At 63.6% G+C, this 21,582-nt stretch carries 22 protein-coding genes; 16 read left to right on the top strand and 6 right to left on the bottom strand.

Annotation, left to right across the window (positions count from 1 at the left end; translation table 11 throughout):
- The first annotated feature begins 164 nt into the window (after positions 1–164).
- Positions 165–2,126: a sigma 54-interacting transcriptional regulator gene (locus GIW02_RS00625; RefSeq protein ID WP_236411721.1), complete on the top strand. Its 1,962-nt coding sequence runs from the start codon at positions 165–167 to the stop codon at positions 2,124–2,126.
- Between the two features lie 149 nt (positions 2,127–2,275).
- On the opposite strand, the gene GIW02_RS00620 is transcribed toward GIW02_RS00625, so the two are convergent.
- Positions 2,276–3,325 (bottom strand): LacI family DNA-binding transcriptional regulator, encoded by a 1,050-nt coding sequence (locus GIW02_RS00620; RefSeq protein ID WP_236411711.1) that lies wholly within the window; start codon positions 3,323–3,325, stop codon positions 2,276–2,278.
- 162 nt (positions 3,326–3,487) lie between these two features.
- On the opposite strand from GIW02_RS00620, the gene GIW02_RS00615 reads away from it, so the two are divergent.
- The 5 genes from GIW02_RS00615 (at position 3,488) to GIW02_RS00595 (ending at position 7,726) form a co-directional block, all read left to right on the top strand.
- The gene (locus GIW02_RS00615; protein WP_236411712.1) at positions 3,488–4,591 is read left to right on the top strand and encodes a fatty acid desaturase family protein; all 1,104 of its coding nucleotides are present in this window, start codon (positions 3,488–3,490) and stop codon (positions 4,589–4,591) included.
- 155 nt (positions 4,592–4,746) lie between these two features.
- On the top strand, positions 4,747–5,067 hold the full coding sequence (locus tag GIW02_RS00610) for a MocE family 2Fe-2S type ferredoxin (RefSeq protein WP_099491859.1): 321 nt from the start codon (positions 4,747–4,749) through the stop codon (positions 5,065–5,067).
- Positions 5,068–5,069: 2 nt separating this feature from the next.
- The gene (locus tag GIW02_RS00605; RefSeq protein WP_236411713.1) at positions 5,070–6,284 is read left to right on the top strand and encodes an FAD-dependent oxidoreductase; all 1,215 of its coding nucleotides are present in this window, start codon (positions 5,070–5,072) and stop codon (positions 6,282–6,284) included.
- Between the two features lies 1 nt (position 6,285).
- Positions 6,286–7,104, top strand: coding sequence for a sugar phosphate isomerase/epimerase (locus GIW02_RS00600; protein ID WP_236411714.1), 819 nt, complete (start codon positions 6,286–6,288; stop codon positions 7,102–7,104).
- A gap of 115 nt (positions 7,105–7,219) precedes the next feature.
- Entirely contained in the window at positions 7,220–7,726 is a 507-nt protein-coding gene (locus tag GIW02_RS00595; protein ID WP_236411715.1) for a GNAT family N-acetyltransferase, read from the top strand.
- Here GIW02_RS00595 and GIW02_RS00590 read toward each other — a convergent pair.
- Complete coding sequence (locus tag GIW02_RS00590) at positions 7,704–8,648, bottom strand: GlxA family transcriptional regulator (protein ID WP_236411716.1); 945 nt, start codon at positions 8,646–8,648, stop codon at positions 7,704–7,706. The genes GIW02_RS00595 and GIW02_RS00590 overlap by 23 nt on opposite strands.
- A gap of 172 nt (positions 8,649–8,820) precedes the next feature.
- Between GIW02_RS00590 and GIW02_RS00585 the strand changes: the two genes are divergently transcribed.
- From GIW02_RS00585 to GIW02_RS00575, 3 genes are all read left to right on the top strand, one after another.
- Positions 8,821–9,450: a TetR/AcrR family transcriptional regulator gene (locus GIW02_RS00585; protein ID WP_236411717.1), complete on the top strand. Its 630-nt coding sequence runs from the start codon at positions 8,821–8,823 to the stop codon at positions 9,448–9,450.
- Positions 9,447–10,124 carry a type 1 glutamine amidotransferase domain-containing protein gene (locus GIW02_RS00580; protein WP_236411718.1) on the top strand — a complete coding sequence of 226 codons (678 nt, stop codon included), beginning with the start codon at positions 9,447–9,449 and terminating at the stop codon, positions 10,122–10,124. Before GIW02_RS00585 ends, GIW02_RS00580 begins: the two co-directional genes overlap by 4 nt.
- Before the next feature lie 79 nt (positions 10,125–10,203).
- The gene (locus GIW02_RS00575; protein WP_236411719.1) at positions 10,204–11,328 is read left to right on the top strand and encodes an alkene reductase; all 1,125 of its coding nucleotides are present in this window, start codon (positions 10,204–10,206) and stop codon (positions 11,326–11,328) included.
- Between the two features lie 475 nt (positions 11,329–11,803).
- Here the strand turns inward: GIW02_RS00575 and GIW02_RS00565 are convergent, their stop codons facing one another.
- Together GIW02_RS00565 and GIW02_RS00560 are read right to left on the bottom strand one after the other, a co-directional pair.
- A complete protein-coding gene (locus GIW02_RS00565) occupies positions 11,804–12,802 on the bottom strand; it encodes an NAD(P)H-quinone oxidoreductase (protein ID WP_236419915.1) in 999 nt (332 codons plus the stop codon).
- Positions 12,799–14,037, bottom strand: a complete 1,239-nt coding sequence (locus GIW02_RS00560) for a YbfB/YjiJ family MFS transporter (protein WP_236421748.1) — start codon at positions 14,035–14,037, stop codon at positions 12,799–12,801. The genes GIW02_RS00565 and GIW02_RS00560 overlap by 4 nt, the downstream gene beginning before the upstream one ends.
- Before the next feature lie 112 nt (positions 14,038–14,149).
- Here GIW02_RS00560 and GIW02_RS00555 point away from each other — a divergent pair, with 112 nt between their 5' ends.
- The 3 genes from GIW02_RS00555 to GIW02_RS00545 all read left to right on the top strand — a co-directional run bounded on the left by GIW02_RS00555 (position 14,150) and on the right by GIW02_RS00545 (position 16,530).
- Entirely contained in the window at positions 14,150–15,025 is an 876-nt protein-coding gene (locus GIW02_RS00555; protein ID WP_236411793.1) for a LysR family transcriptional regulator, read from the top strand.
- A gap of 76 nt (positions 15,026–15,101) precedes the next feature.
- On the top strand, positions 15,102–16,085 hold the full coding sequence (locus tag GIW02_RS00550) for an MBL fold metallo-hydrolase (RefSeq protein ID WP_236411792.1): 984 nt from the start codon (positions 15,102–15,104) through the stop codon (positions 16,083–16,085).
- Positions 16,086–16,143: 58 nt separating this feature from the next.
- Positions 16,144–16,530 (top strand): DoxX family protein, encoded by a 387-nt coding sequence (locus GIW02_RS00545; protein ID WP_236411791.1) that lies wholly within the window; start codon positions 16,144–16,146, stop codon positions 16,528–16,530.
- 54 nt (positions 16,531–16,584) lie between these two features.
- Here the strand turns inward: GIW02_RS00545 and GIW02_RS00540 are convergent, their stop codons facing one another.
- The gene (locus GIW02_RS00540; RefSeq protein WP_236411790.1) at positions 16,585–17,403 is read right to left on the bottom strand and encodes an alpha/beta fold hydrolase; all 819 of its coding nucleotides are present in this window, start codon (positions 17,401–17,403) and stop codon (positions 16,585–16,587) included.
- Positions 17,404–17,551: 148 nt separating this feature from the next.
- On the opposite strand from GIW02_RS00540, the gene GIW02_RS00535 reads away from it, so the two are divergent.
- The 4 genes from GIW02_RS00535 (at position 17,552) to GIW02_RS00520 (ending at position 20,883) form a co-directional block, all read left to right on the top strand.
- The gene (locus tag GIW02_RS00535) at positions 17,552–18,619 is read left to right on the top strand and encodes an NAD(P)-dependent alcohol dehydrogenase (RefSeq protein WP_236411789.1); all 1,068 of its coding nucleotides are present in this window, start codon (positions 17,552–17,554) and stop codon (positions 18,617–18,619) included.
- 177 nt (positions 18,620–18,796) lie between these two features.
- The gene (locus GIW02_RS00530; protein ID WP_236411788.1) at positions 18,797–19,351 is read left to right on the top strand and encodes a histidine phosphatase family protein; all 555 of its coding nucleotides are present in this window, start codon (positions 18,797–18,799) and stop codon (positions 19,349–19,351) included.
- Between the two features lie 45 nt (positions 19,352–19,396).
- Entirely contained in the window at positions 19,397–20,152 is a 756-nt protein-coding gene (gene cobF / locus GIW02_RS00525) for a precorrin-6A synthase (deacetylating) (RefSeq protein WP_236411787.1), read from the top strand.
- An 11-nt stretch (positions 20,153–20,163) separates the two neighbouring features.
- Complete coding sequence (locus GIW02_RS00520; RefSeq protein WP_236411786.1) at positions 20,164–20,883, top strand: alpha/beta fold hydrolase; 720 nt, start codon at positions 20,164–20,166, stop codon at positions 20,881–20,883.
- Positions 20,884–21,014: 131 nt separating this feature from the next.
- Here the strand turns inward: GIW02_RS00520 and GIW02_RS00515 are convergent, their stop codons facing one another.
- Positions 21,015–21,569, bottom strand: coding sequence for a DcrB/PsbP domain-containing protein (locus tag GIW02_RS00515; RefSeq protein WP_236411785.1), 555 nt, complete (start codon positions 21,567–21,569; stop codon positions 21,015–21,017).
- Positions 21,570–21,582: the final 13 nt, after the last annotated feature.

The following is a 21,582-nucleotide window of genomic DNA, read 5'->3' as shown; positions in this document are numbered from 1 at the left end:
GTTGGCCCCAGGACAGTCCTGACGGGCAAGAGCAGCAGAGCAAGGGCTGTGCCAATTCCTAACTGACTGATAAGTAACGACTTATAAAAATAAATAAACAAAACATGTTCATTTGGATGACATGCCTATAATGACATGTCAAAAACATGAACATGGAAAGCATGATGAGCCTGGCGTTCAGCGTACAAGACCTCGACTACTTAACGGCCCTTGGCCCGGCATCGCTCAACGAGGGCCCTGTGGCGGCGTTGGAGCAGGCCTGGCGCGCTTGCCTGGCCGGGCAGGTCGAGCGCCCGGCCGCGGTACGCCAGGTGATCTGGGAGTCGTGGCGGCGCAGTGTCGATGCGGCGATCGATCCCAACGACAGCCAATACCGTTTAGTCGGCCCTGAACGCCTGGAGGCGACCCTCGCCAGCCATCGCATGGTGATCGCCGCTGCGGCGCAGGTCATGCATGGCTTGCTCGCCTACAACCCGCGTGGGCACATCAACCTCACCGATGCCGACGGCACCACCCTGTATTTTTGCGGGCTGGACATCACCCCCATCGGCAGCCGCCTGCTTGAGTCGGTGCAGGGCACCAACTGCACCGGCCTGGCGCTGGCCGAAGACCGCTTGGTGTATGTGCTGGCCGAAGAGAACTTTGCCCAGGGCCTGCGCCAGCGCCGCATGCACTGCGCCGCCGCGCCGATCAAAAATGCCCAGGGCGATACGTTGGCCATGCTGACCCTCACCGCTGAGCCCGGCTGGTTTCACTTCCATACCCTCGGCACGGTGCAGGCGGCTGCCGACGCAGTGTCGCGGCAGATGGCCCTGCAAGCGCTGCTGGAAGAACAGCAAACCGTGCTCGAAGTGCTCAACGAAGGCCTGGTGGTGCTGGACGAGCGCGGCTGCATCAAAGCGCTCAACCGCTACGCCCGGCAGCTGTTCGGGGTGGGGCTGGAACTGCTCGGCCGTCCCTTCCAGCACTTGGGCCGCAGTGAGTTGAGCGACGTGCTGGGGGAGCCTGTGCGTGACCTCGATTGCACCTTCCACCTGCATGACCGCAGCCAGCTCGCCTGCCTGGTATCGGTGTGCCCGCTGGAGCAGGGCGGGGTGATTGTGTCGCTGCGGGAGAACCGCCGGATAAGGGAGATCACCCGGCGCATTATCAGCACCCAGGCGCGCTACACCTTCGAGACGATTCAAGGTTCATCGCGGGCGATTCAGGACGCGCTGCACTTGGGGCGCATCGCCAGTCGCAGTGAATCCACCACTCTTATCCTCGGCGAAAGCGGCACCGGCAAAGAGCTGTTCGCCCAGGCTATCCATAACGCCAGCGACCGCTCCAACGGCCCGTTTGTGGCGGTCAACTGCGGCGCGATCCCACGGGACCTGGTGCAAAGCGAGCTGTTCGGGCATGTCGAGGGCGCCTTTACCGGCTCGGCCCGTGGCGGCTCGGCAGGCAAGTTCGAACTGGCCGATGGCGGCACGATCTTTCTCGATGAAATCGGCGACATGTCCTTCGACGCTCAAGTCAGTTTGCTGCGCGTATTGCAGGAAGGCGAAATCACCCGGGTTGGCGCGAAAAACTCACGCCCGGTGGACGTGCGCATCATCGCAGCCACCCACCGCAACCTCAGCCAGGCGGTGGCCGAAGGCGCATTTCGCGAAGACCTTTACTACCGGCTCAACGTTTTGAACCTGACCGTGCCGCCACTGCGCATGCGCCGCGAAGACATCCCGCTGCTGGCGCGGCACTTCCTGAAGCGCTGCGCGCGTTCGCTGCGCAAACCGGTGCAGGGTTTCACCCCGGACGCGCTGGAATTGCTGGCGGCCTACGCGTGGCCGGGCAATGTGCGCGAGCTGGAAAACAGCATCGAACGGGCGACCAACCTGGCCATGGGCGAACTGATCCAGGCCGCCGACCTGCCACTGGAAACCAAGCTGCGCACCCCGCTGCGTTCCTACGAGCCACAGCCCGTGCAAGACCTGAGCAGCCACGAAATGCACGCCATCGTCGCGGCACTAAAAAGCACCGGCGGCAACATCCGCCTCGCCGCCCGGCAACTGAACGTGTCGCGGGGCGGGCTGTACAACAAGATGGGTCGGTTTGGCCTGAATGCCGCAGATTTTCGTGGCGCTTAGGCGCTCAAGTGAACTCGGTCAACAGGTGGGAGGGGGCTTGCTCCCGGTGACTGTGTGTCAGTCAAAACACCAGTGGCTGACACGCTGCCATCGGGAGCAAGCCCACTCCCACAGGTCTAACCGCGTTTAAGCCTGGCGCGATCCAGGTGTCAGCCACTGAGGTTCTCCGACGTCACAATCTGCGGCGGTATAAACACCCGATGCCGCACGGGATCAAACTCCTCGGCACTCTGCAGTTGCACCAGCAGCTCCACCAGCGCGGTGGCCGTCTGGCGTGGCTGCGAGTCCATCACCACATCGATCAAGCCCTGGCTCAGCGCCTGGCGCGACAGCTCGGTGGACTCCTGCAGGATGCAGCACAGCGCCGGGCGCTTGGGCAGCTGCGCCAGGGCGCTGATGATGCCGTCACCGCCGCCACCGACCACGCACAGGCCGCGCAGGTCGGTGTGGCGGGTGAGCAGGTCGAGGGTGGCTTCCTCGGTGATGTCGCAGTTGTCGAGGTTGATCAGCGGCTCCAGGGGTTTGAGCCCCGGCGCATGTTCGGCGAGGTAGCTGTGCAGGCCTTCGACCCGTGCCTGGTGGCCGAGGAAGCGGTGGCCGCCGAGCAGAATCCCGACGCTGCCTTTGCGCGCGCCACCGGTGCGCGCCAGCAACCAGCCCATGGTGCGCCCGACCACGTGATTGTCCTGGCCCACGTAGGGTTCGGCGGCCTGCTCGTGGATGTCCGAGAGCAGGGCGACCACCGGCACACCGGCTTCGCGGATTTGCGCGAGGGTGGCGTTGATCAACGGGTGCGCGAAGCTGACCACGGCGAGGGCGTCGCACTGCACGGCGAGTTGCTCGATCTGCGCGACGATAGCGCCGGGGGTGCGGTCGATGATGTAGTCGAACTGGCAGCTCAGGTTGGCCGTGGCGTGGTGCTGCGCCGCCGCGCTGATCGATTGCGCCAGGTTGGCATAGAACGCCTGGGCGGTGCCCAGCAGCAGGATGCCGAACCGGTAAGTCGGGCGGCGCTCGCGAATACGCTGGCCAATCAGCCGCGCGGCAAAATAGCCCACGGCTTCGGCGGCCTGGAACACCTGCTCGGCGGTGTCCGGGTTGACCGGTGCGCGGGCGTTCAAAACCCGGTCGACGGTGGCCACGCTGAGGCCCGCATGGGCGGCAACGGTGGCGATGGTCGGGCGTTTATTATTGTTCATGACAGGCCCCTTGAGCGTCTTGATAGAAAACTATCAAGCTCCGCTGGGCCTGGATGATAGCTTGATAGGGAATGGATTCAAGGCCTTGAGGTGGATTTAGGCGCGCCCTATCGTTGGTTTCGCAAAGCATCTGAAACCTCACGCTTGCGGAGAACAATAAAAATGCCTGAACACACCGCTCACACCGCCCGGCGCGACTACAGCCTCACCGGCCCCGAAGCCGCCCGCGCTGCCGAAAAAGGCCTGGTCTCAGCCAGTTGGTACCAATCGCCGATTTCGCGTAAACGCATGAAAGAACTGATGCAGCGCCGCGACGGCCCAGCCTTGCTCGACACGGCCATCTGGGTGCTGGCGCTGCTGGTCACCGGCTTTGGCGGCTACTGGTTCTGGGGCTCATGGGCCTGCGTGCCGTTCTTCGTCGCCTATGGCGTGCTCTACGGCACTGCGTCGAACCCACGCTGGCACGAAACCGGCCACGGCACCGCGTTCAAGACCCGCTGGATGAACGACGCGCTGTACCAGGTGGCCAGCTTCATGTGCATCTTCGAACCCCATGTGTGGCGCTGGAGCCATGCCCGCCATCACACCGACACCATCGTCGTCGGCCGTGACCCGGAGATCGTCGAACCGCGCCCGCCAAGCTTTTTGATGATGTTTCTGAGCCTGTTCAACTTGCCCCTGGCCTGGAAGACCTTCAGCGGCGTGGCACGCCATGCGATCGGCAAGATGAGTGCCCAGGAAGCAGACTTCATCCCTGAATCCGAATGGCCCAAGGTGTTCCGTGCCGCACGGATCTGGGTCGGCATCTACGCCGTGATTATCGGCACGGTGTTGTACCTGCACAGCTGGTTGCCGCTGATGCTGGTGGGCCTGCCGAGTATTTATGGCGCATGGCTCGGCTATGTGTTCGGCCTTACCCAGCACGTAGGCCTGGCTGAGGACGTACTCGACCACCGCAGCAACTGCCGCACCATCTACATGAACCGGGTGCTGCGCTTTATCTACATGGACATGAACTACCACCTCGAACACCACATGTACCCGATGGTGCCGTATCACGCCCTGGCGCAACTGCACGAAGAAATCCGCGGCGACTGCCCGCCGCCGTACGCCAATATTTTCGAGGCATACAGGGAAATCCTGCCGACCATCTGGAAGCAGCGCAGCGACCCGACGTATTTCGTGCAGCGCCCCCTGGCGAGTGATGACGACGCAAAAAGTGGCGAGCGGGCTTGCCCGCGTTGGGGTGCGGAGCAGCCCCAGTAGGGCCGCCGCGTTCTTTCAGATAGACCTCGATTGCTGGTTTGGGGCTGCTGCGCAGCCCAACGCGGGCAAGCCCGCTCGCCACACAAGCCCGCTTGCCACACAGGCCCGCTCGCCATACGAGCCGGCGCGCCACAGGATTATTGGAGATATATGCCATGAACGATCAATGGATCGACGTCTGCGCCGTGGGCGAAATAGACGAAGAAGATGTGCTGCGCTTCGACCACGGGGCGCACACCTACGCGGTGTATCGCTCGGCCGAGAATGAATTTTTCGCCACCGCCGGCCTGTGCACCCATGAAAAAATCCACCTCGCCGACGGCCTGGTGATGGACCACGTCATCGAGTGCCCCAAGCACAACGGGCGCTTTGATTACCGCTCCGGCAAGGCCCTGGGCGCGCCGGTGTGCGTCAACCTCAAAACCTACCCGGTGCGGGTCGAAGCGGGGCGGGTTTTGCTCGCCGTCACGGCCTGATGATGAGCACCGCCTTGAAGAACGACGCGCTGATCATCGTCGGTGCCGGCCATGCCGGTGGCCGTGCCGCGCTGACCCTGCGCGAAGAAGGCTATACCGGGCGGCTGATCCTGATCGGCGACGAGCCGCACTTGCCCTACGAGCGGCCGCCCCTGTCCAAGGGCCTGTTGCAAGGCAGCATGGACCTGGCCGGTTGCAGCCTGTGCGACAGCGCGCGACTGGCCGAGCTGGGCATCGAACACATCGCCGGCAACCCGGTCAGCCAACTGGACCCGCCGCAGCATCGGCTGCAATTGGCCGACGGGCAATGGCTGGTCTACGCCGGTTTGCTGCTGGCCACCGGGGGCAGGGCGCGGCGCTTGCCCCAGGCGCAGCCGAACGTGCTGTACCTGCGCACTCACGATGAGGCGCTGGCGCTCAAAGCCGCGTTGCGCCCCGGCGCACGCCTGGTGGTGGTCGGTGGCGGGTTTATCGGCCTGGAAGTGGCAGCCACCGCGCGCAGCCTCGGTTGTGCAGTGACCCTGCTGGAAGCCGGGCCACGCCTGGCGGGCCGGGTATTGCCTGCGGTCATCAGTGACGCGCTGCTGGCCCTGCACCGCGAGCAAGGGGTGGACGTGCGCTTGAACGCGGCACTGGAATGCATCCACGCCGATGCCGTGCAATTGATGGATGGCGAGCGTTTGCCCTGCGACCTGGTGGTGGTCGGCATCGGCATGCAACCCAACCTCGAACTGGCGGTGGCGGCGGGGCTGGACACCGGGCAAGGCATTCGTGTTGACGCGCAGCTGCGTACCAGTGCGGCGGACATCTTTGCGGCGGGGGACGTGTGTGAGTTTCGCTTGGGCGGCGTGTATCAACGCCAGGAAACCTGGCGCAACGCCGAAGCCCAGGGTCGTCACGCGGCCCTGAATATGCTGGGGCGCGAGCTGCCCTTCGACGCGCTGCCGGGCTTCTGGTCCGACCAATACGACTGGGGCTTGCAGACCGTCGGCGTGATCACTGCGCTGACCGTCAGCCGGCCATTGCCGGGCGCTGGCCTGCTGTTGTTTTACCTTGACGCCGACCACCGCCTGCAAGGCGCCTGTGGCTGGGCGCCGGGCAACAGCGTGGCCAAGGACATCAAGCTGTGCGAACGGCTGATCAGTGCCGCGACCGTGCTCCCCGTCGACAGCCTGGCCGACGCCAGCCTGTCCCTCAAACACCTGCTGCGAGGCTGATATGCGCCAATTCCTGGTGTTCCAATCCCTATGGGCCATGCAAACCGAACCCGGCTCTCTTGAAGCGCACCTTGAGCGCATCGCTGCCGCCGGCTTCGACGGCGTTACCGACCATTACTGGAAACCTGCGGATGTGCCGCGCCTGCACGCCGCCGCCCATGCCCGTGGCCTGCAGATCGAGGGCCAGTTGTTCCCGCAGACGGTGGACGATCTGGCGGCGGCGCTGGATGTGATCAGCCGCCATGGCTGCCACCACCTGACCCTGCAAGCCGACGTGCGCCCGCGCACCCTGGCCGAGGCGGTCAGGCTGGTCGAAGGCTGGCAACGTCTGGCCGAGCAGGTGGACTTCCCGATCCTGCTGGAAACCCACCGCTATCGCCTCACCAGCGACCTGTTGTTCACCCTCGATCTGCTGGCGCAGCTGCCCGATCTGAAACTGCTCGCCGACTTGTCCCACTACGTGGTCGGGCGCGAGCTGCCTGAACCTGGCGCTGCGCAGGACGATGAACAGATCCGTACGATCCTGCGCCACAGCTGGGGTTTTCATGGCCGTGTAGCCACCAGCGAGCAGGTGCAGGTCAGCCTGCAATTTCCCCAGCACCAGGCCTGGCTGGCGCGGTTTATGGGCTGGTGGCGTTACGGGATCGAGGACTGGATGCGCCGCGCCGACGCCACGCAAAGCCTGTCGTTCACGTGCGAACTGGGCCCGCCACCCTATGCCATCACCGGCGCCGATGGCCGCGAGATCAGTGATCGCTGGGCCGAAGCGTTAACGATGCAGGCGTTGATTCGCGACGTGTGGCAGGCGTGTCAGCACTGATCCGCCACGTGGTGTGGGGTCAATCGTTTCAGCCAACAGAAAGGTTCGCGCCTCCATTGGCTTGGCCGGCACTTTTGTGAACAATGGCGCCCTGCGTTATTTCACCGAGAGCCCCATGTCCGAAACCACCGTCGAATTGATCCAGACCGGCCCCCAAGACGCCGAGCTGATCCGCAATCTCTACCAGTACTACGCTTACGAGTCCTCGGACTGGGAACAGGAAGATGTCGAGGCGGACGGCCGTTTCTACATCCACGACGAGCACCTGGCCCGCTACTGGCAAGACCCGCAATGGAGCGCCAACCTGTTGCTGGTAGAGGGTTATATCGCCGGCTTCCTGCTGATCGAAAGCAGCGAGTTACCGGGCATCAACGCCCTGGAGCTGGCCGACCTGTTTATCCTCAAGCGCTATCGCCGCAAAGGCATCGGCCGCGCCATCGCCACCCAGGTGTTGTGCAGTGGCGAGGCCGATTGGCTGGTGCGTTTCTATGACCAGGACGAAGTCTCCCAAGCGTTCTGGCGCACGGTGCTGGACTACCTGCCGCGCCCGGTGCAGGCGATCGAGCTGGCGGATGAGCCGCAGTTGGTGAGTTACCTGATCACGCGTGCGGCGCTGCATTAAACGCCTGCTGCATCGCCTGGGGCGGTTGCCCGAACGCGCGTAGAAATGCCTGGCGCAAGCGCTCGCGATCACCGAAGCCGGTCTCGCGGGCCACCACTTCCACCGGGTGGCGGCTGGTTTCCATCATGGCCCGCGCGGCTTCCACCCTCAATGCTTCGATGGCCTTGGCCGGGGTTTGCCCGGTTTCTTCGCGGAACACGCGGCTGAACTGGCGTGGGCTGAGCCGGGCGACATCCGCCAGGGCGTCCACGGACAGGTCGTGGGTCAGGTTCTCGCGGGCGTAGGCCAGGGCCAATTGCACGCGGTCGGACTTGGGGTCCAGCTCCAGCAGGGCAGACAGCTGCGATTGCTCGCTGCCACGGCGTTGCGCAATCACCAGCTTGCGCGCAATGCGCCGGGCGAGGTCGCTGCCCAGGTCGTTCTCGACCATGGCCAGCGCCAGGTCGACCCCGGCACTCATGCCGGCGCCCGTCCAGACCTGGCCATCCACCACAAACAGTTTGTCTTCTTCCAGGCGGATATGCGGGTAGCGTTTATGGAACGCCGGCGCGTGAATCCAGTGGGTAGTGGCGCGCTTGCCGTCCAGCAGGCCGGCCTCGGCGAGCACGAAAATGCCCATGCACAGCGAGGCAATCCGACGTGATTGGGTGGACGCGGCCTTGACCATTTCCAGCAGGTTGGCCTCGGGCAGGCGAAATTCCAGGTAGCCGCTGACAATCAAGGTGTCATAGCCCTCGGCGCGGATCGGCGTGGTGTTGACCGAAAAGCCCTGTGAGGTCATCACCGCGCCGCCACTCTCCGACACCAGGTGAAACGCGTAGGCCGGCTCACCGCGCAGCAGGTTGGCGCACTCGAATACCGAACCCAGGCTGAGGCTCAGGGATTGGAAGTTCGGGTAAACCATCAGCGCAACGCTGTGCATCGCATTTCTCCAGAGGCGTAGGAGGGGGGATTGTCGACGGCTGCCGGGAAAACGGCAACTGACTTTGCGCCGTGTCCGGAATCCTTGCGGATATGACATTGTGCGCGCCCGGCCTGGCTCCTAACATTCACCCAACGAACTAGACGACTGGTCTAATCGGACGGAGTGAAGCATGAGCAGTGAAACCAAAAGTGCACGACAGACCATTCTTGACAGTGCGCGACCTCTGGTCGGCGCCAAAGGGTTTTCTGCGGTGGGCCTGAACGAAATCCTTCAAGCCGCCGATGTGCCCAAGGGTTCGTTCTATCACTACTTCAGCTCCAAGGATGCGTTCGGTGTCGTGTTGCTCGACACCTACTTCGACAACTATGTGCAGGGCATGGAGCAGCTGTTCAACCAGCCTGGTCTGTCGCACTGCGCCAAGTTGCTGCGCTATTGGGACGGCTGGATCGACAACCAGACCGGCTGCACCGACGCGGGCAAATGCCTTGCCGTCAAACTCGGTGCGGAGGTGTCTGACCTTTCAGAACCCATGCGCCTGGCGCTGCAGCGCGGCACCTCGCGCACCATCGAACTGCTCGGCGTGGCCCTGCAGCGCGGTGTTGAAGAGGGCTCGTTGTGGTTGCAACACCGCCCGCACGACCTCGCCCATCAGCTGTACGCGTTGTGGCTGGGGACCAGCGTCATGAGCAAGATCACCCGAACAGCCGCGCCTTTCGACGAGGCGTTGCTACTGACCCGACAGCTGTTGGGTTGCCCTGAACACCCTGACAATCACACCGATCGAGGCACTGGAAAATGAAAGTATTAATGGTACTCACCTCTCACGACCAGCTTGGCGACACCGGCCGCAAGACCGGCTTCTGGCTCGAAGAATTTGCTGCACCCTATTACGCCTTCAAGGACGCCGGCGCCGACGTGGTGCTGGCCTCCCCGGCGGGCGGCCAGCCGCCGCTGGACCCGGTCAGCGACCTGCCGGACTTCCAGACCGAACAGACCCACCGTTTTGCCGCCGACCCTGCCGCGCAGCAGGCCCTGGCCAGCACGGTGAAGCTGGACACGGTCAACGCCGATGATTTCGACACCGTGTTCTATCCAGGTGGCCACGGCCCGCTGTGGGACCTGGCGGAATCGCCAACGTCCATCGCGCTGATCGAGGCCTTCGAGCGAGCCGGCAAGCCGATCGGCTTTGTCTGCCATGCACCGGGCGCCTTGCGCCATGTCAAGGCGGTCAACGGTGACCCGTTGATCAAGGGCCGCCGCGTGACCGGCTTCTCCAACTCCGAAGAGGCCGCAGTGGAGTTGACCGAGGTGGTGCCGTTCCTGATTGAAGATGAATTCAAGACATTGGGCGGCACGTACGAGAAGGGCGCCGACTGGCAATCGTTTGTGATTGTCGATGGGCTGCTGGTCACCGGGCAGAACCCTGGCAGCTCCAGTGATGTCGCCAAGGCCTTGTTGAAACTCACCGCTTAACCTGATCAACCGCGTTACCCGTTGGCGACTCGCATGAGTCGCCAATGCTTTTGCTCGTCCTGAATTTGGAGTTTCCCGCATGACTGACCGTGTATTGAGTACCCCGGTAAAACTGGGTCACCACACGCTGAACAACCGCATTGTGCTGCCGCCCTTGACCCGTCAACGCAGCGCCCAGCCGGGTGATATCGCCACCGACTTGATGGCCGAGTATTACCGCCAGCGCGCAAGTGCCGGCTTCATGGTCAGCGAAGGCACGCAGATCGAGCCCCGTGGCCAGGGGTATGCCTGGACCCCGGGCATCTACAGCCCGGCGCAGATCGACGGCTGGCGCACAGTCACCGACGCCGTGCACGCCGAAGGCGGGGTAATCTTTGCCCAGTTGTGGCACGTGGGGCGTGTGTCTCATAACGCCTTGCAGCCTGAGGGCGCCGCACCGGTGGCGCCGTCGGCCATAGCGGCCGAGCAGGCCAAGGCGTTTATCTCCACCGGCCCGGGTGCTGGCGAGTTGGTGCAACCGCCGGTGCCTCGCGCCCTGAGTGTGCTGGAGATCGAAGAGTTGGTCGGGCTGTACGCCCAGGCCGCGCGCAATGCACTGGATGCCGGGTTTGACGGGGTGGAAATCCACTCAGCCAATGGTTACCTGGTCAATCAATTCATCTCGGCCCACGCCAACCAGCGTGAGGATGAGTACGGTGGCTCGCTGCACAATCGCCTGCGTTTTCTACGCGAGGTTGTCGAAGCCGTCTGCAAAGTGGTGGGCCCGGAGCGGGTGGGCGTGCGGTTTTCGCCATTGTTCAGTGGCACCGATCAGGACCGCGTGTACATCGGCCTGGTGGAAGACGACCCGCACCACACCTACATCGAGGCGATCAAGGTGCTGGAGGAATCGGGCATCGCCTATGTGTCCATCGCCGAAGCCGACTGGGACAACGCGCCCGACCTGCCCGAAACCTTCCGCCGCGCGGTGCGTGACACGTTCAGTGGGCGAATCATCTACGCGGGCCGCTACACCGCCGAGCGCGGCGCCAAGTGGGTGGACGCCGGGCTGGCGGACCTGATTGCGTTCGGGCGACCGTTCATTGCCAACCCGGACCTGCCACAGCGGATCTTCAACGGCTGGCCGCTGAACCCGCTGCGGGTAGAAGGGATGTATGGCGGGGGTGAGGAGGGGTACACCGACTATCCCGTGTATAGCGAATAATCACTGAAGCCTGACCGCCTGTTTTAAGCCACGCGGGGTTCTTGTGGCGAGCGGGCTTCTGTGGCGAGCGGGCTTGCCATAACAAGCGGGCTTGCCATGGCCGGTTATTCCACTCGCGATTCAATCTTGCCGAGAAGCGATCAAGGGCCGGACACCTTCCGTCGCGCGATGCGTAACACGTTCAGTGGGCGAATCATCTACGCTGGCCGCTGAACCCTCTGCGGGTACAGGGGATGTATGGCGTGGGTGAGGAGGGGTACACCGACTATCCCGTGTATAGCGAATAATCACTGAAGCCTGACCGCCTGTTTTAAGCCGAGCGGGGTTCTTGTGGCGAGCGGGCTTGTGTGGCGAGCGGGCTTGTCACAGAAGCTTGCTTATCATAGAAGCCTGTTTGCCACAGAAGCCTGCTTGTCATAGAAGCCTGTTCGCCACAGGCGCCCGCTTGTCACACAAGCGGGCGCGCGGTGCCTGGTTACTCCACGCGCAATACAATCTTGCCGATATGATCCCCGCCTTCCATGCGTGCATGCGCCTGGGCGGCGTCGGTGTATTCGTACACTTTGTCGATGATCGGCAGGCAACGCCCAGCGGCCAGCACCGGCCAGATATACTCGCGTAGCTGTTCGGCAATCGCGGCCTTTTCATCCTGTGTACGCGCGCGCAGCAGCGAGCCGGTGATCACCGCGCGTTTGCCGAGGATGGTCAGCAGGTCGACGTCATTGGCCTTGGCGCCGCCGAGGAAACCCAGCATCACCAGGTGGCCGTCCATGGCCAGCGCCTTGAGGTTGTTGTTGAGGTACGAGCCACCCATGATGTCGAGGATCACATCCACACCCTGGCCATCAGTCTGTTGGGCGATGACGTCGGCAAAGTCCTGCTCGCGGTAATTGATCGGCTCGGCGCCCAGCTCAGCGATGGCGGCGCATTTGTCGGCGCTGCCGGCGGTGGCGAATGCCTGGATGCCGAACTCGCGGCACAGCATCAATGCGGTCGTGCCGATGCCACTGGTGCCGCCGTGGATCAACACGCGCTGGCCAGTGTGCGCGTCACCCAGGCCGAACAGGTTGGCCCACACGGTGAAGAAGGTTTCCGGCACGGCGGCGGCTTGAATCCACCCCATGCCCTCGGGTATCGGCAAGGCCTGGCCGGCCGGCACGCTGCAGAACTGCGCGTAGCCGCCGCCATTGGTCAGGGCGCAGACCTTGTCGCCCAGAGCGAAGTGCGACACACCCTCGCCCAGGGCCACCACTTCACCGGCCACTTCCAGCCCCGGATACGGGCTCATGCCCGGTTTCATGGGGTACTTGCCGGCGCGTTGCAAGGCGTCGGGACGGTTGACCCCGGCGGCGTGCACGCGAATCAGGATCTCGCCCGGCCCGGCCAACGGCACGTCGGCGCGGCGTGGTTGCAGCACTTGCGGACCCCCTGGGGTGGTGATTTCGATCAGGGTCATTTCCTTGGGAAGCGTCATTTGAAGTTACCTGCAGCGATGAGCGTATGGGTTGGGACCGTGGCGAGCGGGCGGCGGTTCAGCAGGATCATACTCAGCTCCAGCAACAGCGCGATGACAATTGCCAGCGCCGCGATCACGAACAACAGCGCATGCTGGCCGCCGCTGCTGTTGAACAGGGCCGAGTAGGCAAAGCCCGACAGCGCCTGGAACGTAGCGAAGGACACCGTGGCGCGGCTCCACGCCAGCTGTTGCTGGTGATGGTTGGGCAGCAACTCATGCACCCGCGCCAGTGCCAGCGGCACGATGCCCGGCGGGAACGAACCGAGGATCACGGCCAATACGGCGAGTGCGGTAAACGAGCCGGCAACCGGCAGCATAGCGACGGCAATCGCTTGCACCACCAGCACCAGGCGAATGCTCCAGCGTGCGCCAAGCTTGTCGGCCAGAAATCCATAAGTGACCGGGCCGACAATCGCCCCCAGGCCATACATCACCCAGATCATCGCGCCGACATGCGCGCCGTCACCCAGGCCACGCGCCACATAGTCCACCAGGAACACCATGGCTGGCACCAGGCCCGCTGCCATAAAGGCGTATTGGGCAAACAACAGGTACACGCCAGGCGGTGTCGGCGCCGCAGGGCCCGAGGGCGCCGCAGCCTCATGCACAGCGCTGGTGGGCCAGGCGAACCAGCTGGCGGCAGTGAGGATGACCGCCAACAGGCCCAGGCCGAACCAGGTCTGCTGCAGGCCAAGGCTCAACAAGGGCGGAACCAGCGTGCCCGACGCGGCGATGCCCAGGCCGATGCCGAGGAAGATCGCGCCGCTGGCCAGGCCCCGGCGTTCAACCGGCACGTGGGGCAGTACGGTCGCGGCCACCAGCACCATGATCGCGCCACCGGCGATGCCCGACAGCAGGCGCCAGCCGAGGAACCATGTCACCGACAGCGGGAAACCACAGGCGAAAAACGCCAGGGTTACCGCCACCATCATGAAGCGCAGGGCGGTCTGGTTTGAGGTGCGCTGGGCGAAGGGCCGACCGATCAGCGCGCCGATCAGGTAGCCCACCAGGTTGGCGGCGCCGAGGTACACCACGTTGCTGGCGGAAAACCAGTGGGCCTGGATCAGGCTCGGGATCAGCGGCGTGTAGGCAAAGCGCGCCAGGCCGATACTGACCAGGCTGGCGCAAAGGCCGGCGAAAATCGGCAGCCAGATCGCGGCGCGGGGTGGGGTATGGGTGTGGGTGTCGAGCATGATGGCGGTCCAGGGTATTTTTCTCTGGCGCCCAGCATAGCCAGCTTTTGTGGTGCAATAATGCAGCGATTACACGGCATGCTGATGCAAAAATGCATCACAAGGAGGCAGGATGAATTGGGATGACGCACGGGTGTTTCTCGCGGTGTGCCGCGAGTCCACCCTACGGGGCGCGGCGCGAGTGTTGGGGGTTGACCAGGCCACCGTCGGCCGACGCGTCAATGCCCTGGAAAAATCCCTCGGCGCAACCTTGTTCCTGCGTACCTCCGAGGGCTATGCACTGACGGCGGTGGGTGAAGCCGCGTTGGTCTCGGTGGAGAAAATGGAGCGCTCGGCCCTCGACCTGCAACGCCGCATCCAGGGCCTCGACGAGCGCCTGACCGGCATCGTACGGGTCAGCACCACCGACTCCCTGGCCATCGACTTCATGATCCCGGCGATTGCCCGCCTGCACGCGCAACACCCCGATGTACGTGTACAACTGGACGCGTCCACCCAGTTCCTCAGCCTGGCCAAGCGCGAAACCGACATCGCCGTGCGCAACACCCGCCCGGACAACCCCGACCTGATCGCCCGGCGCATTGCCCGCTGGCCGGTGGGGTTGTTCGCCGCCCAGGCGTATATCGACCGCCATGGCCTACCGCAACCCGGCAGCCTGTTCGAAGGCCACGACCTGGTGGTCTACCAGCCCTATCTGGAAGCGCAGAAGGACATGACCCTGGTCAGTGAACCGCTGGGGCGCGGGCGGATTGTGGCGAGCTTGAGTTCGAGTCTGCTGGTGCGCCGCTCGATTGCCGCCGGCATCGGCATCGGCGAGATCCCGGTGTACACCGGCGAGCGCGATGGGCTGGTGCGCCTATGGCCGGAGCGTACCCGGCCGTTGCCCTACGACGTGTGGCTGGTGACCCACGCCGACCTGCGCCATACCGCACGGGTGCGCGTGGTGATCGACGAAATCGTCGCCGGGTTTGCCGGCACCGGGGAGTAGTCAGCACAGGCTTGCAATTTCCTGCGGCGCGGCGGGTACACACTCCACCTCTTTACGCATGTTCAGGGGTGACGTTATGACAAGAAAATGGCTGTGTACGCTGGGGCTGGCGATAGCATTGGCCGCCGGGCATTCGTTGGCCGCCGCGCCTGCGCAACTCGGTACCCAGGCGCCGGGCTACTTCCGCCTGGCGGTTGGCGACTATGAAGTCACCGCGCTGTTCGACGGCTATAACGACCTGTCGCCCAAGCTGCTCAAGGGCATGACCCAAAGCCAGATCCGCGCCTTGCTGGCGCGGCGTTCGATTGAAACCCCGGGCGTGCAGACCGCCTTCAACGCGTTTCTGGTCAACACCGGCAAGCAACTGATCCTGGTGGACACCGGCGCCGGCCAGTGCATCGGCGCCACCGCTGGCCAGCTCTCGACCAATATGAAGGCCGCCGGCTACGAGCCGTCCCAGGTCGACACCATCCTGCTGACGCACCTGCACCTGGACCATGTGTGCGGCCTGGTGGATGGCCAGCATCAGGCGCTCTTCGCGAATGCCACGGTCTACGCCGCCAAGGCCGAGGCCGATTACTGGCTGGACCCCCAGGCACTGGCCAAGGCCCCGGAGGCCGCCAAAGGCTTTTTCAAGATCGCTCAGGACTCGACGGCGCCCTACATCGCCGCCGGGCGCTTCAAGACGTTCGAGCCGGGCAAGCTGCCGGTCGACGGCGTCGAAACAGCGCAGGCGCCAGGGCATACGCCGGGCAGCACCACCTACCGTTTCAACTCCCAGGGCCAGAGCATCCTGTTCATGGGGGACCTGGTGCACAACCTTGCCGTGCAGTTCTTGCACCCAGAGGTGTCCATCGGCTTTGACGTCAATGGCCAACAGGCGATCAAGAGCCGCGAAGCGGTATTCAGCGCCGCCGCGGCCAGCAAGATCTGGGTGACGGCGGCGCACTTGCCGTTCCCCGGCATCGGGCATATCACCGCCGAGGGCAAGCACTTCCAGTGGGTGCCGGTGGAGTACGGCCCCTACAAACGCGCGGCGCACGTGCCGCTGATCGATTAAGCCTTTCCCTCATTACCGCCGTGCACACGCCGGCGGTTTCCACCTGTGCAGGTCGCTTATGAACGAACTACAAAAACCGGATCTGGGGCTGTTGTTTCTGCGGGTCAGCGGGGCGCTGTTTCTGCTCTGGGTGCATGGCTTGCCCAAGCTGCTCAACTACAGCGAACAGCTCGCACTGATCGAGGACCCGTTTCACCTGGGGCCCCACGTGACGCTGCTGCTGGCGATTTTTGCCGAAGTGCTGTGCCCGCTGCTGATTATTACCGGGGTGCTGGTGCGCCTGGCGTGCCTGCCGATCCTCGCGGTGCTGTTGATCGCGATGCTGGTGGTGCACCCGCAGTGGAGCGTGTTGGAAGGGCAGTTCGGCTGGCTGCTGTTGATCATCTTCACCAGTGTGCTGATCGCCGGGCCGGGTCGCCTGGTGCTGAGCCGGCGTTTGTCCTGAGCAAAAAAAGGCCGGGCAAGCCCGGCCAAACAAGGAGAGAGGGTTGCAGTGGGTTCAGCGGCTCAGGAACGCCAGCAGGTCTTCGTTCAACTGCTGGGTGTGGGTGGCCGCAAAACCGTGGGGCGCATCCTTGTAGACCTTGAGTTCGGCGCCCTTGATCATTTCAGCGGCGACTTTGCCGGTGGTCTCGAACGGTACGATCTGGTCGCCATCACCGTGGATCACCAGGGTCGGTACGTCGATCTTGGCCATGTCCGGGCGGAAGTCGGTTTCGGAGAACGCAGTGACGCAATCCACGGTCGACTTGAGCGAGGCGAGCAGCGCGATCTGCAGGGTCTGGGTCAACACGCCTTGGGAGACGGTCTGGCCCTTGTTGATGCCGAAGAACGGGGTGTTGAAGTCCGAGATGAACTGCGCACGGTCCTTGAGCAGGCCTTCCTTGATGCCGTCGAACACCGGGGTCGGCACGCCTTGTGGGTAATCGGCTTTCTGGCCGAACAGCGGCGTGACCGCACCCAGCAACACCAGGCCGGCAACGCGGGCGCTGCCATGGCGGGCGATGTAGCGGGCCACGTCGCCGCCGCCCATGGAGAAGCCCACCAGGGTTACGTCCTTGAGGTCCAGGTGCTCGATCAGCTGCGCGATGTCGTCGGCAAAGGTGTTGTAGTCATTGCCGGTCCATGGCTGGTCCGAGCGGCCAAAACCACGGCGGTCGAACGCGATAGTGCGGTAGCCACGGCTGCTCAGGTATTCCATCTGGTATTCCCACATATCGGCATCCAGCGGCCAGCCGTGGCTGAACAGCACGGGCTTGCCGCTGCCCCAATCCTTGAAGTAGATCTGGGTACCGTCTTTGGCAACAAAAGTGCTCATGGAAAACTCCTGGGTGAGGGGGCAAAAAGACTCTAGCTGACTATCGCGGCAAACCGGACGAAGGGCTTGTACGGGTGTGCTCGGTTGAACGGTTCAGCGTCTATGCTGGTCCACTGACCTCTACCGTCAGATCACACAGGTGAACGAAATGGCCAAGACTTACAGCTACGCCGCCCAGAACGCCAAGGACACGCTCAAGCCCTTTACCTTCGAGCGCCGTGCGCCAGGGGCCGACGACGTACAGATTGACATCCTATATTGCGGCGTCTGCCACTCCGACCTGCACACTGCGCGCAACGAGTGGAATAACACGCTTTACCCCTCGGTGCCTGGCCACGAAATCGTCGGCCGCGTGACGGCAGTGGGTGGCAACGTCAAGAACTTCAAGGTCGGCGACCTGGCCGGTGTCGGTTGCATGGTCGACAGCTGCCAGCACTGCGCCTCCTGCGCCGAGGGCGAGGAGCAATACTGCGAGAACGGGTTTACCGGCACCTACAACGGCCCGGTATTTGGCGGCGAAAACACCTTTGGCGGCTACTCGGACAGCATCGTGGTCAAGGAAAAGTTCGTGCTGCGCATCTCCCACGACGCTTCCAACCTGGCTGCCGTGGCGCCGTTGCTGTGCGCTGGCATCACCACCTATTCGCCGCTGCACCACTGGAAAGTCGGCCCCGGCAAGAAGGTCGGCGTGGTCGGCCTGGGTGGTCTAGGGCATATGGCGGTGAAGATCGCCCACGCCATGGGCGCGCATGTCACGCTGTTCACCACCTCGCCGAACAAGCGCGAAGACGGCCTGCGCCTGGGCGCTGACCAGGTGGTGGTGTCGAAGAACCCGGAGGAAATGGCCAAGGTCGCCAACAGCCTGGACTTCATCCTCAACACGGTCGCAGCGCCGCATGACCTGGACGTGTTCCTCAACCTGCTCAAGCGCGACGGCACCATGACGCTGGTCGGCGCCCCTGACAGCCCGCACCCGTCGCCGGCGGTATTCGGCCTGATCTTCAAGCGCCGCAGCCTGGCCGGTTCGCTGATCGGCGGCATCCAGGAAACCCAGGACATGCTCGATTTCTGCGCCAAGCACGGGATTGTCTCGGACGTGGAAATGATCGACATCCAGAGCATCAACGAGGCCTATGAGCGGATGCTCAAGGGCGATGTGAAGTACCGGTTTGTGATCGACATGGAGAGTTTGAAGAAGGAACGCCACGCGGCTTAACGCGCACTGCAAACTCTGCATGGGGGGGGCTGGCCGCCGATGGCGGTGAGCGCCGCTCACGCTCGAATCCGGCCCGCACGCGTTGCGGGCCGACTGCCACGGGCGTGTTCGTTGTAACATGCCCGGACAGTGCTGCCGGTCTTCCCTGACGGCGCTTTGAATTCGAGCGAAATTGCCATGCAGACCACCCGTTTGAGCTTGATTTGCCACGCCGTGACACCGCTGCAGAAACATGGCCGGTTTGCCGATGACGAATCGGTGGCGATGGATTGGCAGCACGCGGCGTTGTCCCTGGCCGGGCGCTACGCAAAGCGTCGGCGACTGCTCTGTGGGCCCGAGGCGCGAGCGCGGCAGACGGCAGGCTTGTTCGGCCGTGATGCGGTGGTCGTCGACGCTCTGCGTGATGCCGATTTTGGCCGTTGGAAAGGCCAGCACGTCGGCCAGGTGGACCCCGACGAATTGAAGGCCGGGTTGACCGACAGCGCCAGCGCGCCCCATGGCGGCGAGTCGGTGGACCAGGTCTGCGCGCGGGTTGGGCAGTGGCTGCATGCCCTCGAAAGCCAACCTGGCCATGTCGTGGCCATCACTCACCCGTTTGTCATCCGCGCCGCAATGCTCCACGTGATGCAGTTTCCGCTCTCGATGTTCTACCGGATCGACGTCGAGCCGCTGTCCGTCACCGAGCTGCGCTTCAACAGCGTATGGCGCCTGCGCCTGGAAACTCACGCCTGAGCGCCTGAACATGGCAAAATTCACGCCCCGCAATGAGAGCAACCCATGAAACGCATCCTGATCATCGGCATTGGCGCCGGCAACCCTGACTACATCACGATGCAGGCCGTGAAGGCGCTGAACCGCACCGACGTGTTTTTCCTGATGGACAAGGGCCAGAGCAAAGACAAGCTGATCGACCTGCGCCGCGAGATCTGCGAAACCTACATCACCGAGCCGGGCTACCGTTTCGTCGAGGCCGAATGCCCCGAGCGCGTACGCGGCGATATTGACTACACCACGGCGGTGCGGGACCTCAACCGCGACAAGCAGCAGACGTTCGAGCGCATGATCACCGAGGAAATGGCCGACGGCGAAGTGGGCGCGTTCCTGGCCTGGGGCGACCCGGCGCTGTACGACAGCACGATCCGTATCCTGCAGGCGATCCTGGCCAGTGGCCGCTGTACTTTCGAGTTCGAGGTGATCCCCGGTATCACCAGCGTGCAGGCCCTGGCCGCCCAGCACAAGGTGGCGTTGAACCGCATCGGAAAGTCCGTGGAAATCACCACCGGGCGCCGTTTGGCGGCGGGGCAGGCGAGTGATGCCGATACCCTGGTGGTGATGCTCGACGCCGAAGATTCCTACCGTAGCCTGGCCGATCAAGACCTGGATATTTACTGGGGCGCCTACCTGGGCACACCGGACGAGATCCTCATCAGCGGTAAAGTCAGTGAAGTGGCTGAGCAAATCCAACAGGTGCGCAAGGCGGCGCGCCTGGAAAATGGCTGGATCATGGACACTTATTTGCTGCGCAAACCCTGAGGTAACGTCCCATGCTCAAACTGTTTGCCCTGGCGCTGACGCTGGTGGCCGGCGCGGCGCAGGCCGATGCCCCGCTGCACACCGACTTGCCGCTGGCCTACCTGGAACAGACCCAGGGCGATGCGCGCAACCAACCGCTGGTGATCTTCCTGCATGGGTTCGGCAGCAACGAGGAGGACCTGTTCGGCATCAAGGATTCGCTGCCATCGACCTGGACCTACCTGTCGGCCCGCGCACCAATGCCGGTGGAGCCCCATGGCTATCGTTGGTTTACCAAGACGCCCGGCGACGGCGAGTACGACGGCGAGACAGCCGACCTGCAACGCAGCGCCAGGCTAATCGAAGACTTTGTGGGCCAAGCCACCGCCAAGTACCACACCCAGCCGGATCGGGTGTTTCTGGTGGGCTTCAGCCAGGGCGCGATCATGTCCTACGAGGTGGGTCTGCGTGAGCCTACGCTGGTGCGTGGGATTGCGGCGTTGAGTGGCAGCGTGTTGCCGGTGCTCAAGGCTGAGTTGAAGCCGGATCAGTCATTGCGGCAACTGGCGATCTTCATCGGCCATGGCACCTTGGACCAGGCGCTGCCTTACACCTCGGCGACTCGCGCGAATGAGGTGCTGACGGGGTTGGGGCTCAAACCGGAGTTTCATGGCTATCCGGGCATGCCGCATACCATCAGCGAGGCAGAGGTGCAGGACCTGAGCGCCTGGCTGGAAAAAAGCCTCAAATAAACACGGTTCAAAAAGGTGGGAGGGGGCTTGCTCCCGATGGCAGTTTGTCAGTTGATAGATCTGTAACTGACACACCCTCATCGGGAGCAAGCCCCCTCCCACATTTGATGTGTGTTGCTCGGGAGGTCGAGTTACTTGCCGCCGGTAATCTGCTTCACCAACGCGGCGTGGCCTTTGGCATCGTCTGCCCGCGAAATCGCCTGGATCACCAGCAAATGGTTACCGGAGCCGCCAAGGAAGGTGGAGTTCAACGTCTTGCCGCCGCCTTGGGTGGCGGTGCTGTCCACCTGGCGCAGGCCCAGCCCCTTGAAGGTGAGTTTTTTCTCGTTGAGTTTCTTGAAGTCGGGCAGGGCGGCGCTCTGGTCCTTGATGAAACCGGCCACGGCGCCGTCGAGAAACTGCGGGTCGTTATCCTTGATCACGACGCCGTCGTTGCGCAGGGTTTGGGCGACGATCACCACGCTTTTGGTGGTCTGGTTGGCGTACATCGTGCCTTGGGTGTCGGTGGTGCCGTCTTCGGCCTTGCCGGCCGGCAGGGTGTCGGCGACGTAGGCCTTGGGCAGGCTGAAAGAGAACTTGCCACCCAGGGCGGAGATAGTTTGCGTGGCCGGCTTACTGGCTGCGAACACGCTGCCGGCGGTAAGCGCAAGGGCCAGCAGGGCAGCGGTCTTGGTGAACGTGGCCATGAAACACTCCAGG

This window comes from Pseudomonas syringae, assembly GCF_021606685.1.
Classification (GTDB): Bacteria; Pseudomonadota; Gammaproteobacteria; order Pseudomonadales; family Pseudomonadaceae; genus Aquipseudomonas; species Aquipseudomonas syringae_R.
This window is presented reverse-complemented; position numbering and strand designations above follow the sequence as displayed.

Bases quoted from the DNA above. Each gene is read 5' to 3' on its own strand.
- GIW02_RS00600 (WP_236411714.1), top strand. From the start codon at position 6,286: ATGCGCCAATTCCTGGTGTTCCAATCCCTATGGGCCATGCAAACCGAA.
- GIW02_RS00530 (WP_236411788.1), top strand. From the start codon at position 18,797: ATGCAGACCACCCGTTTGAGCTTGATTTGCCACGCCGTGACACCGCTG.
- GIW02_RS00575 (WP_236411719.1), top strand. From the start codon at position 10,204: ATGACTGACCGTGTATTGAGTACCCCGGTAAAACTGGGTCACCACACG.
- GIW02_RS00625 (WP_236411721.1), top strand. From the start codon at position 165: ATGAGCCTGGCGTTCAGCGTACAAGACCTCGACTACTTAACGGCCCTT.
- GIW02_RS00545 (WP_236411791.1), top strand. From the start codon at position 16,144: ATGAACGAACTACAAAAACCGGATCTGGGGCTGTTGTTTCTGCGGGTC.
- cobF (WP_236411787.1), top strand. From the start codon at position 19,397: ATGAAACGCATCCTGATCATCGGCATTGGCGCCGGCAACCCTGACTAC.
- GIW02_RS00585 (WP_236411717.1), top strand. From the start codon at position 8,821: ATGAGCAGTGAAACCAAAAGTGCACGACAGACCATTCTTGACAGTGCG.
- GIW02_RS00540 (WP_236411790.1), bottom strand. From the start codon at position 17,403: ATGAGCACTTTTGTTGCCAAAGACGGTACCCAGATCTACTTCAAGGAT.
- GIW02_RS00595 (WP_236411715.1), top strand. From the start codon at position 7,220: ATGTCCGAAACCACCGTCGAATTGATCCAGACCGGCCCCCAAGACGCC.
- GIW02_RS00555 (WP_236411793.1), top strand. From the start codon at position 14,150: ATGAATTGGGATGACGCACGGGTGTTTCTCGCGGTGTGCCGCGAGTCC.
- GIW02_RS00565 (WP_236419915.1), bottom strand. From the start codon at position 12,802: ATGACGCTTCCCAAGGAAATGACCCTGATCGAAATCACCACCCCAGGG.
- GIW02_RS00560 (WP_236421748.1), bottom strand. From the start codon at position 14,037: ATGCTCGACACCCACACCCATACCCCACCCCGCGCCGCGATCTGGCTG.
- GIW02_RS00615 (WP_236411712.1), top strand. From the start codon at position 3,488: ATGCCTGAACACACCGCTCACACCGCCCGGCGCGACTACAGCCTCACC.
- GIW02_RS00550 (WP_236411792.1), top strand. From the start codon at position 15,102: ATGACAAGAAAATGGCTGTGTACGCTGGGGCTGGCGATAGCATTGGCC.
- GIW02_RS00610 (WP_099491859.1), top strand. From the start codon at position 4,747: ATGAACGATCAATGGATCGACGTCTGCGCCGTGGGCGAAATAGACGAA.
- GIW02_RS00620 (WP_236411711.1), bottom strand. From the start codon at position 3,325: ATGAACAATAATAAACGCCCGACCATCGCCACCGTTGCCGCCCATGCG.
- GIW02_RS00580 (WP_236411718.1), top strand. From the start codon at position 9,447: ATGAAAGTATTAATGGTACTCACCTCTCACGACCAGCTTGGCGACACC.
- GIW02_RS00515 (WP_236411785.1), bottom strand. From the start codon at position 21,569: ATGGCCACGTTCACCAAGACCGCTGCCCTGCTGGCCCTTGCGCTTACC.
- GIW02_RS00590 (WP_236411716.1), bottom strand. From the start codon at position 8,648: ATGCACAGCGTTGCGCTGATGGTTTACCCGAACTTCCAATCCCTGAGC.
- GIW02_RS00520 (WP_236411786.1), top strand. From the start codon at position 20,164: ATGCTCAAACTGTTTGCCCTGGCGCTGACGCTGGTGGCCGGCGCGGCG.
- GIW02_RS00605 (WP_236411713.1), top strand. From the start codon at position 5,070: ATGAGCACCGCCTTGAAGAACGACGCGCTGATCATCGTCGGTGCCGGC.
- GIW02_RS00535 (WP_236411789.1), top strand. From the start codon at position 17,552: ATGGCCAAGACTTACAGCTACGCCGCCCAGAACGCCAAGGACACGCTC.